Annotated in this window: 8 protein-coding genes; 5 read left to right on the forward strand and 3 right to left on the reverse strand. The window is 60.9% G+C overall.

Going from position 1 to position 9,525, the window contains the following annotated elements:
* The first annotated feature begins 114 nt into the window (after positions 1-114).
* From treR to ACB034_RS12830, 5 genes are all read left to right on the forward strand, one after another.
* Positions 115-1,062 (forward strand): trehalose operon repressor TreR, encoded by a 948-nt coding sequence (gene treR / locus ACB034_RS12810; protein ID WP_371172957.1) that lies wholly within the window; start codon positions 115-117, stop codon positions 1,060-1,062.
* Between the two features lie 191 nt (positions 1,063-1,253).
* Positions 1,254-2,684, forward strand: coding sequence for a PTS trehalose transporter subunit IIBC (treB, locus tag ACB034_RS12815; RefSeq protein ID WP_371172958.1), 1,431 nt, complete (start codon positions 1,254-1,256; stop codon positions 2,682-2,684).
* A gap of 65 nt (positions 2,685-2,749) precedes the next feature.
* Positions 2,750-4,411 carry an alpha,alpha-phosphotrehalase gene (treC, locus tag ACB034_RS12820; RefSeq protein ID WP_371172959.1) on the forward strand — a complete coding sequence of 554 codons (1,662 nt, stop codon included), beginning with the start codon at positions 2,750-2,752 and terminating at the stop codon, positions 4,409-4,411.
* A 3-nt stretch (positions 4,412-4,414) separates the two neighbouring features.
* Positions 4,415-5,038 (forward strand): sugar O-acetyltransferase, encoded by a 624-nt coding sequence (locus tag ACB034_RS12825; RefSeq protein ID WP_371172960.1) that lies wholly within the window; start codon positions 4,415-4,417, stop codon positions 5,036-5,038.
* Positions 5,039-5,151: 113 nt separating this feature from the next.
* On the forward strand, positions 5,152-5,340 hold the full coding sequence (locus ACB034_RS12830; protein ID WP_026458732.1) for a hypothetical protein: 189 nt from the start codon (positions 5,152-5,154) through the stop codon (positions 5,338-5,340).
* 51 nt (positions 5,341-5,391) lie between these two features.
* Here ACB034_RS12830 and rluA read toward each other — a convergent pair whose 3' ends face one another.
* The 3 genes from rluA to ACB034_RS12845 form a co-directional block, all read right to left on the reverse strand.
* Complete coding sequence (gene rluA, locus ACB034_RS12835) at positions 5,392-6,048, reverse strand: bifunctional tRNA pseudouridine(32) synthase/23S rRNA pseudouridine(746) synthase RluA (protein WP_371172961.1); 657 nt, start codon at positions 6,046-6,048, stop codon at positions 5,392-5,394.
* Between the two features lie 172 nt (positions 6,049-6,220).
* The gene (gene rapA / locus ACB034_RS12840) at positions 6,221-9,088 is read right to left on the reverse strand and encodes an RNA polymerase-associated protein RapA (RefSeq protein ID WP_371172962.1); all 2,868 of its coding nucleotides are present in this window, start codon (positions 9,086-9,088) and stop codon (positions 6,221-6,223) included.
* A gap of 205 nt (positions 9,089-9,293) precedes the next feature.
* A partial coding sequence (locus ACB034_RS12845) for a hypothetical protein (RefSeq protein ID WP_371172963.1) occupies positions 9,294-9,525 on the reverse strand: 232 nt, incomplete at its 5' end.

A 9,525-nucleotide genomic window follows, 5' to 3' on the forward strand; every position in this document is an offset into this window, starting at 1 on the left:
ATGGCGGGTGGCACGGCGTTCGCCGGGGCCAAAAGGGCATTCTAACGCCATGGGCTTGTATTCAAAGGGCTTAATAACAACAATGTGGGCACTTTCCACTGCCGAGCCTGACTCATGGACAAGAAGCTGACCATCCTCGATATCGCCCGCCTTGCCGGTGTTGGCAAGTCGACCGTTTCCCGGGTGCTCAATCAGGATCCCAAGGTCAAGCAGGCGACCCGTGAGCGGGTGGAGCAGATCATCGCCGAGCATGGCTTTGTGCCGAGCAAGTCGGCGCGGGCCATGCGCAGCCAGAGCCAGCAGGTGGTGGGCATCATCGTCTCGCGGCTCGATTCAAGTTCCGAAAACCAGGCGGTGCGCGGCATGCTGGAGACTCTCTATCAGCGCGGTTATGACGCCGTGCTGATGGAGAGCAAGTTCTCCCCGGCCAAGGTGCAGGAACATCTGGCGGTGCTGGAGCGACGCGGGGTGGATGGAATCATCCTCTTTGCCTTCAACGATCTGGATTATGACGCCATGGCACCGCTGAAAGAGAAACTGGTGCTGGTGGCGCGCGAGCATCCGGGCTTCTCTTCGGTCTGTTTCGATGATGCGGGAGCGGTGCACACCATGCTGAGCCAGCTGGTGGCGCGCAATATCCGCGATATCGCCTATCTCGGGGTGGATGCCTCTGATCTCACCACGGGTCAGCGCCGGCTCGACGCCTATCTGGCTTTTTGCCGGGAACAGGACCTGGCGGCACGCAGCGCCCTCGGTGATCTCAGCCTGCAAAGCGGCTACCGGCTGGCGGCTGAGCTGCTGACTCCCACCACCCAGGCGCTGGTTTGCGCCAGTGATACCCTCGCCATTGGTGCGGCAAAATACCTGCAAGAACAAGGACGTAGCGAGGTGTTGGTGACCGGTCTTGGCAACAACCCCATGCTTACCTTTCTCTTCCCCAACGCCCTCAGCCTGGATCTCGGTTACAAGGGGGCGGGGGAGCAGGCGGCCCGTCAGTTGCTCGGTCAGATCGAGCAGGAGTGCTGCCCGCTGGCGACCATAGCTCCCTGTCATACCCTGTGAACCCCATCACTTAGCGCTGCACAAAAAATGCGCTTTTTGTGACGTTGACCACGGAATGGGAACGTTCCCATTTCGATCTGGCCAAATTGCCGTCATGCTGATTGGGAACGATACCAATAACGCTCGAGCCGGCAGACTGGCTCAGAAGGGCGAGGCAGATCACTATCAATGGAGTCACAGAGGGAAGGCTCATGTCCAAGATCAACACACAACATCTGGCTCAGCTGATTGACAAGATCGGCGGCAAGGAGAATATCGCCACCGTCAGCCACTGCCTGACCCGGCTGCGCTTCGTCCTCAACGATCCGGCCAAAGCCGACAGCAAGGCCATCGAGACCATCCCGGCGGTGAAGGGGAGCTTCACCCAGGGCGGCCAGTTCCAGGTGGTCATCGGCAACGAGGTGGAGCAGTGGTACAAGGCGCTGACCGAAGAGATCGGCGTCAGCGGCGGCAGCAAGGAGGCCGCCAAGCAGGCGGCGCGCCAGAACATGAACCCGCTCGAGCGCGGCATCTCCCACCTGGCGGAGATCTTCGTGCCCTTGCTGCCGGCCATCATCACCGGCGGTCTGATCCTGGGTTTTCGCAACGTTATCGGCGACATCAAGATGTTCGACGACGGCACCCACACCCTCACCGAGATCAGCCAGTTCTGGGCCCAGGTCCACGCCTTCCTCTGGCTGCTGGGTGAGGCCATCTTCCACTTCCTGCCGGTGGGCGTCTGCTGGTCGGCGGTCAAGAAGATGGGCGGCTCCGAGATTTTGGGGGTAGTGCTGGGTATCACGCTAGTGTCGCCCCAGCTGATGAACGCCTACGGCATTGGCCAGCAGACCCCCGAGGTGTGGGACTTCGGCCTCTTCGTCATCCAGAAGGTGGGTTATCAGGCCCAGGTCATTCCGGCCCTGCTGGCGGGTGTCTTCCTGGCCTGGGTGGAGACCAATCTCAAGCGGATCATCCCGGCCTACCTCTACCTGGTCATAGTCCCCTTCATCTCCCTGCTGCTGGCGGTGATCGTGGCCCACGCCTTCATCGGCCCGTTCGGCCGCTGGATTGGTGACGGGGTCGGCTTTGCCGCCAAGGCGGCTATGACCGGCTCGTTTGCCCCCATCGGCGCCGCCCTGTTTGGCTTCCTCTATGCGCCCCTGGTCATTACCGGCATCCACCACACCACTAACGCGGTGGATCTGCAGCTGATGCAGAGCATGGGTGGCACCCCGATCTGGCCGCTGATTGCCCTCTCCAACATCGCACAAGCCTCTGCGGTCGTCGGCATCATCCTGATCAGCCGCAAGGAGAACGAGCGGGAGATCTCGGTGCCTGCCGCCATCTCCGCCTACCTGGGGGTGACCGAGCCGGCCATGTACGGCATCAACCTCAAGTACAAGTTCCCCATGCTGTGCGCCATGGTGGGCTCGAGCCTCGCGGCCCTTATCTGCGGCTTCGCCGGGGTGATGGCCAACGGCATCGGGGTGGGGGGGCTGCCCGGCATCCTCTCCATCCAGCCGCAATACTGGGCCATCTACGCCGTGGCCATGCTGGTGGCCATCATAGTGCCTGTGGTATTGACCCTGCTGGTCTACAAGCGCCAGCAGGCGGCCGGCAAGCTGGATCTGGCCAGCGCCTGACCTAACGCATCAGGGCGACCCGCGGGTCGCCCTCTCCCTTTTCATTCGAGACAAGAGCAAGACCCATGAGCCAAACACCCTGGTGGCAGAGCGCCGTGATTTACCAGATCTACCCCAAGAGCTTTCAGGACAGTGGCGCACGCGGCACTGGCGATCTCAAGGGGGTCATGGCCCGCCTCGACTATCTCAAGACTCTCGGCGTCGATGCCCTCTGGCTGACCCCCGTCTACGTCTCGCCGCAGGTGGACAACGGCTATGACATCGCCGACTACCTGAATATTGATCCCGCCTACGGCACTATGGCCGACTTCGAGGCGCTGCTGGCCGCCGCCCACGCGCGCGACATTCGCATCGTGATGGACATAGTCGTCAACCACACCTCCACCGAGCACGCCTGGTTCAAGTCGGCGCTGGGGGACAAAAACAGCCCCTACCGCGACTACTACATCTGGAAGGATCCGGTGGACGGCGGCGTGCCCAACAACTGGCAGTCCAAGTTTGGCGGCAGCGCCTGGGAGCTGGACCCGGCTACCGGCCAGTACTACCTGCATCTCTTTGCCCGAGAGCAGGCGGATCTGAACTGGGAGAACCCGGCGGTGCGTGCCGAGGTGAAAAAGATCATCCATTTCTGGGCGAAGAAGGGGGTCGACGGTTTTCGCCTCGACGTCATCAATCTCATCTCCAAGGATCAGCGCTTCCCCAACGACGAGATTGGCGATGGCCGCCGCTTCTACACCGACGGGCCGCGCATCCACGAATTCCTGCAGGACGTGAGCCGCGACGTGTTCGCCCCGGTCGGCGCCATGACGGTGGGGGAGATGTCGTCCACCTCTCTGGAGCACTGCCAGCGCTACGGCGCGCTGGATGGCTCGGAACTCTCCATGGTGTTCAATTTCCACCACCTCAAGGTGGACTACCCGGGCGGCGACAAGTGGACCAAGGCACCGTTCGATTTCCTCGAGCTCAAGCGCATCTTCAACCACTGGCAGAGCGGCATGCACGGCAAGGGGTGGTCAGCCCTGTTCTGGTGCAACCACGATCAGCCGCGCATCGTCTCCCGCTTCGGTGACGAGGGCGAGCACAGGGTGGTGGCCGCCAAGATGCTGGCCAGCACCCTGCACGGTCTACAGGGTACTCCCTACATCTATCAGGGGGAGGAGATCGGCATGACCAACCCCGGTTATCAGTGCATTGATGACTATCAGGATGTGGAGAGCCGCAACATCTTCGCTATCAAGCAGGCCGAAGGGATGAGTGAGGCCGAGATCCTGGCCATTCTCGGCGCCAAGTCCCGTGACAACTCGCGCACCCCGATGCAGTGGAGCGCGGCGGCCAATGCCGGCTTCACCAGCGGCACTCCCTGGCTCAAGCCCGCCGCCAACTATCCCGCGATCAATGCCGAGGCGGCGCTGGCCGATCAGAACTCGGTGTTCTGGCACTACCGGGATCTGATCCGGCTGCGCAAGGCGCACCCCATCTTCACTCACGGGGATTATCAGGATCTGCTGGCGGGGCACCCGCAGATCTGGGCCTATGCCCGCCGCGCCAACGGTCAGACCCTGCTGGTGGTGAGCAACTTCTACGGCGAGCCGGCCACCTTCGCACTGCCGGAGGAGCTGGCCACCGGCAAGGGGCACCTGCTGCTTGGCAACTACCCGGATAGCCCGGCCCGGCCGCAATCCTGTATGCTGCGCCCTTATGAATCCCTGATCTGGCTGGTGGAGTAGGCGATGAGCGAGGTGATGATGAAGGTGGCGGTGCGTGGCCCCGAGTGGCAGAAGATGGTGGCAGGGGAGCCCTATGATGCGGGCGACTCCGAGCTCAAAGCGGCGCGCGAGCGCTGCCGCAGGCTCTATCACACCTTCAACACCCACTGGCAGGAGAAACCGGCGCGCGATGCCCTGCTCCATGAACTGCTGGGCGGCAGCGGCAAGGAGTGCGCCATCAACCCGCCCTTCTTTTGCGACTATGGCGCCAACATCTTCGTAGGCGAGAACTTCTACGCCAACGTTAACTGCACCATCCTCGACGTGTGCGAGGTGCACATTGGCGACAACGTGCTGCTGGCGCCCGGTGTGCAGATCTACACGGCCGCTCACCCGGTGGCGGTGGCGCCGCGCATCAAGGGGGTGGAGTTCGGCAAGCCGGTGCGGATCGGCCACAACGTCTGGATCGGTGGCAGTGTCGTCATCTGCCCCGGCGTGACCATTGGGGACAACAGCGTGATCGGCGCCGGCTCCGTGGTAACCAGGGATGTGCCGGCGGGCGTGGTGGCGGCCGGCAACCCCTGCAAGGTGCTGCGGCCCATGACGCCTGAGGAGCTGGCAGGAGAAACCGGGTCTGTCATGGGGTAACGCGTTGACGATGACCCTATCTGATTGATGCCGCGCGCTTTTCAGATTGTTTTATATTCAGTGCTCATGTTTCGGGTGGGCTGGCCGATACTATTGAAGGCAGGAGGTACTCAATGGATATATCTAGTTCTGCATCTACATCTGAAGGTTATGCCTTGCTGGCGGCCAGCCTGGCCAAAAAGCAGCAAACCCAGAACGGGCAAGCCGCACTGGAGTTGATCCAGACCGCGGTACAGCCGGCTCAGGCTGCACCAACATCGGCCAACGCTTCACTGGGAAGCAAAATCGATATTCGTGTCTGACACTGATAAAAAAGCCCCCATCATCTGATGGGGGCTTTTTTTATTTGTGCCTTATACCGCGAACGGGGCGGGTGCCTCGAAGGTCATCCGCTCGCCGCTGCGGGGGTGGCTGATGGTCAGGCTGGCTGCATGCAGATAAAGGTGCGGTGCCGCCGCCAGCGCCTCCGGATGGGCGTAGAGGTTATCCCCCAGGATGGGGTGCCCCAGCTCCAGCATATGAACCCGCAGCTGATGGGAGCGACCGGTAATGGGGGTCAGCTTGATCAGGCTGTTGCCATTTTCCACCTTCAGCTTCTGCCAAAGGGTCAGGGCATGGCGTCCCTCCTCGAAATCCACCTTCTGCTTCGGCCGGTTGGGCCAGTCGACGCAGAGCGGCAGATCCACTTCACCCGCATCCTGCTCCGGCTCGCCCCACACCCAGGCGAGATAGTGCTTCTCGGTCTCCCGCTCGCGAAATTGCCGGCTTAGCTCCCGGTGGGAGTTGGGGTTGAGGGGGATCACCAGCACGCCTGTGGTCGCCATGTCGAGACGATGGGCCGCCGCCGCCTTGGGGTGCTGCTGCTTCACCCGATGGAGCACGCTGTCTTCATTCTCGGGGCCGCGCCCGGGTACGCTCAGCAGGCCAGTGGGCTTGTTGACCACCATGATGTCCTTGTCCTTGAACAGGATATCGAGCCAGGGTTCCAGGGGCGGTGAGTATACAAACATAGCGTCTCGCATCTTTGGTCAAAGCGGGGGCAAGCCCCCATCAGTTATGGGTAACCACATCAAAGCAGGGCATGTGCCCTGTCAGTGATGGGTGACCAGGATAAAAAGAGCATGGCATCCAACTTGCGTTGGCTCTGGTCGTTATCAACCAGATGATGCCTTCACAGCTTCATCAGTTATGAGTGACCACGATAAAGCGGATGGCATCCAGCTTGAGCTGGGTCTGGTCGATCAGGTGGTGCAATTCTGCCTGCAGATTGCGCAGATAATCCAGTTCGCTGTCGCGCACGTTCGGATTGACCGCCTTGAGCGCCTCCAGACGATCGAGATCCTGTTGCAGGGTTTGAGCCATCTGGGCACGGGCCTTGTCGACGATCTCCGCCTTCAGCTCCTCGGCAATGGCCTGCCCCTGCCCGATGAGGCCATGGATCACCGGCTGGGAGGCGGTCACCAGCTTGCTGCCAAGATGGCGGTTGACCGGAGTCAACTGGCGGTTGAAGGCATCAAACGCCACCTTGTCGCCCAGATTGTTGCCGTTCTTGTCCATCAGCAGGCGAATTGGGGTGGGCGGCATGAAGCGGTAGAGCTGGGGATGAGCCGCAGATTCGGCGACGAAGATCAGCTCCAGCAGGATGGAACCCACCGGCAGTGCCTTGTTCTTGAGCAGGGCAACCGAGGTGGCGCCGATCTCGGAACCCAGGATCAGGTCGATACCGCCGCGCATCATGGGGTGATCCCAGGAGAGGAACGACATATCGTCCCGCGACAGGGCAGTGGTGCGATCGAAGGTGATGGTCATGCCATCCTGGGGTAGCCCCGGGAAGCTGGAGACCAGCATGTGATCCCCCGGAGTCAGCACCAGGGCATTCTCGCCACGATCGTCCTGATTGACGCCGATCTCGTCGAACATCTTCAGGGCGAAGGAGATCATGCCGGTGTCGTCATCTTCGGCGGCCAACTTGTCGACCAGCTGCTGGGCGGCTTCGCCACCGCTGGAGTGGATTTCCAGCAGGCGATCGCGGCCCTGTTCCAGCCTGGCCTTGAGCGGCTCATGCAGTTCGCGAGTCTTGGTCAGAAGCGCTTCCAGTGCTTCCTGATCGCCGGTATTGGCGGCTAGCAGCTCGAACAGCTCATCGCGCACCGCCTCGAACACGGGACGGGCGGTCGGACAGGTTTGCTCGAATGCATCGAGACCGTCGTGATACCAGAGTTGCAGGGCGCGCTGGGAGGTGCCTTCCAGATAGGGGACATGGATCTCGACCGTGTTCTGCTGGCCGATACGATCGAGACGACCGATCCGTTGTTCCAGCAGATCCGGATTGAGCGGCAGATCGAACAGCACCAGATGGCTGGCAAACTGGAAGTTGCGACCTTCGGAGCCGATCTCGGAGCAGAGCAGCACCTGGGCGCCCCCCTCGGCCTGGGCGAAATAGGCCGAGGCTTTGTCCCGCTCCAGGATGGACATCCCCTCGTGGAACACGGCGCCACGGATCCCTTCGCGGGTACGCAGCGCCTCTTCCAGAGCGATGGCGGTGGCGGCTTCGGAGCAGATCACCAGTACCTTCTGCTGGCGGGCAGAGAGCAGCAGCTCAAGCAGCCAGTCGACACGGGGATCAAACTGGGTCCAGCTGGCGTTGTCGCCCTCGAACTGCTGGAAAATCTTCTCTGGATAGAGGTAGCGCAGGGCGCGGGTCTGCAGATCGCCGCCGTTGCCACCCATCATGCCCATCACCTTGATGGCGGTTTTGTACTGCTCCGGCAACGGCATGGGGTAGACGTTGAGATGACGCTCCGGGAAGCCCTGAATGTTGGCGCGACTGTTGCGAAACAGCACGCGGCCGGTGCCGTGCTGATCCAGCAGCTTGGCGACTGCCTGCTGACGGGCGGCCGCATCAGTGAGATCCAGACCATCAAGCTGGCCTGCCAGGGTCTGTTTGGCTTCATCGCTCAGGGTCTCGCCATCAAGCAGCTCCTGAGCGGCGCTCGCGACTTGACCGTAGGCCTGCTCCTCGGCGAGGAAGGCGTCGTAGTCGTAGAAGCGCTCGGGATCCAGCAGTCGCAGGCGGGCAAAGTGGCTTTGGTGACCCAGTTGATCCGGGGTTGCGGTCAGCAGCAGCACGCCCGGCACCTGCTCGGCCAGCGCCTCTACCATCTGGTAGGCGCGGCTCGGGGCTTCCTCGCTCCACTCCAGGTGATGCGCCTCATCGACGACCAGCAGATCCCACTCCGCTTCCAGGATCTGTTCGAAGCGACGACGCTTCTTGCGCAGGAAGTCGAGGCTGCAGATCACCAGCTGTTCGGTTTCGAAGGGATTCTCCGCATCAGCGAAAGCCTCGATGCAGCGCTCCTCGTCAAACAGGGAGAAGTGCAGGTTGAAGCGGCGCAGCATTTCGACCAGCCACTGGTGTTGCAGGGTTTCGGGCAGCAGAATCAGCACGCGATGGGCGCGGCCGGAGAGCAGTTGCTGATGGATGATCATGCCCGCTTCGATGGTCTTGCCGAGGCCCACTTCGTCGGCAAGCAGCACGCGCGGGGCGTAGCGGTGCCCCACTTCGTGTGCAATATAAAGCTGGTGCGGGATCAAGCTGACCCGGCCACCGGCCAGACCGCGGGTCGGATTGCGACGGCGCTTGTGCTGATTGACCAGGGCCTCGTAGCGCAGGGTAAAGCGGGACATGCGGTCGATCTGCCCGGCGAACAGACGGTCCTGCGGCTTGTTGAACTTGATAAAGTTGTTGAGAAACACCTCTTTGAGGGCAACGGGCTCATCATTGTCGGTGCGAACACCTACATATATAAGCAGGCCGTCTTTCTCCTGCACTTCTTCGACCGTCATGGTCCAGTCTTCGTGACTGGTTATCTGATCGCCCACATTGAAGCTGACCCGGGTAACCGGCGCCTCTTCTTTGGCATACATACGGTTTTCACCGGTAGCCGGAAACAACAGGGTAACCATGCGTCCTTCAACAGCAACGACAGTTCCCAAACCCAGATCCGTCTCTGTATCACTAATCCAACGCTGGCCAAGTGCAAAAGGCATTAAACTCTCCAAAGCCCAAGAGTGTGTGAATCGCAAAGGGGCGCTATGTTACCCGAAGGCGTGAGCCTGATCACCATGGATATAGAGGAGGTCACCGTAAATCGCTACAAGCTTGATCTACCCTCTTTTCGAACGCTATCCCGTAGTCAATACCGAGCCTGTAGCGGGATTAATGAGCGATTTGGTTGATTGGTGAGCGAACAATTCAAAAAAATGAATTTAGTTCGAAAACACCCTTGCCAATGTGATCAATCTCCCTATAATGCGCCTCCATCGACACGGCAAGCGGCAACGCAAAGCCTGAGTCGATAATCTCGAAAAGCCTTTGAAAATAAGGCTTGACTCGAGAAGGCGGTTGAGTAGAATGCCACTCCCGCAGCAGCCAAAAGCTGCGTCGCTCTTTAACAATTTGAATCAAGCAATCTGTGTGGGCACTC

It is taken from the genome of Aeromonas sp. S18(2024), from assembly GCF_041402525.1.
GTDB lineage: Bacteria > Pseudomonadota > Gammaproteobacteria > Enterobacterales > Aeromonadaceae > Aeromonas > Aeromonas enteropelogenes.

Excerpts from the sequence above, each read along its gene's own strand:
- treR (WP_371172957.1), top strand. The coding sequence starts at position 115 with ATGGACAAGAAGCTGACCATCCTCGATATCGCCCGCCTTGCCGGTGTT.
- treB (WP_371172958.1), top strand. The coding sequence starts at position 1,254 with ATGTCCAAGATCAACACACAACATCTGGCTCAGCTGATTGACAAGATC.
- treC (WP_371172959.1), top strand. The coding sequence starts at position 2,750 with ATGAGCCAAACACCCTGGTGGCAGAGCGCCGTGATTTACCAGATCTAC.
- ACB034_RS12825 (WP_371172960.1), top strand. The coding sequence starts at position 4,415 with ATGAGCGAGGTGATGATGAAGGTGGCGGTGCGTGGCCCCGAGTGGCAG.
- ACB034_RS12830 (WP_026458732.1), top strand. The coding sequence starts at position 5,152 with ATGGATATATCTAGTTCTGCATCTACATCTGAAGGTTATGCCTTGCTG.
- rluA (WP_371172961.1), bottom strand. The coding sequence starts at position 6,048 with ATGTTTGTATACTCACCGCCCCTGGAACCCTGGCTCGATATCCTGTTC.
- rapA (WP_371172962.1), bottom strand. The coding sequence starts at position 9,088 with ATGCCTTTTGCACTTGGCCAGCGTTGGATTAGTGATACAGAGACGGAT.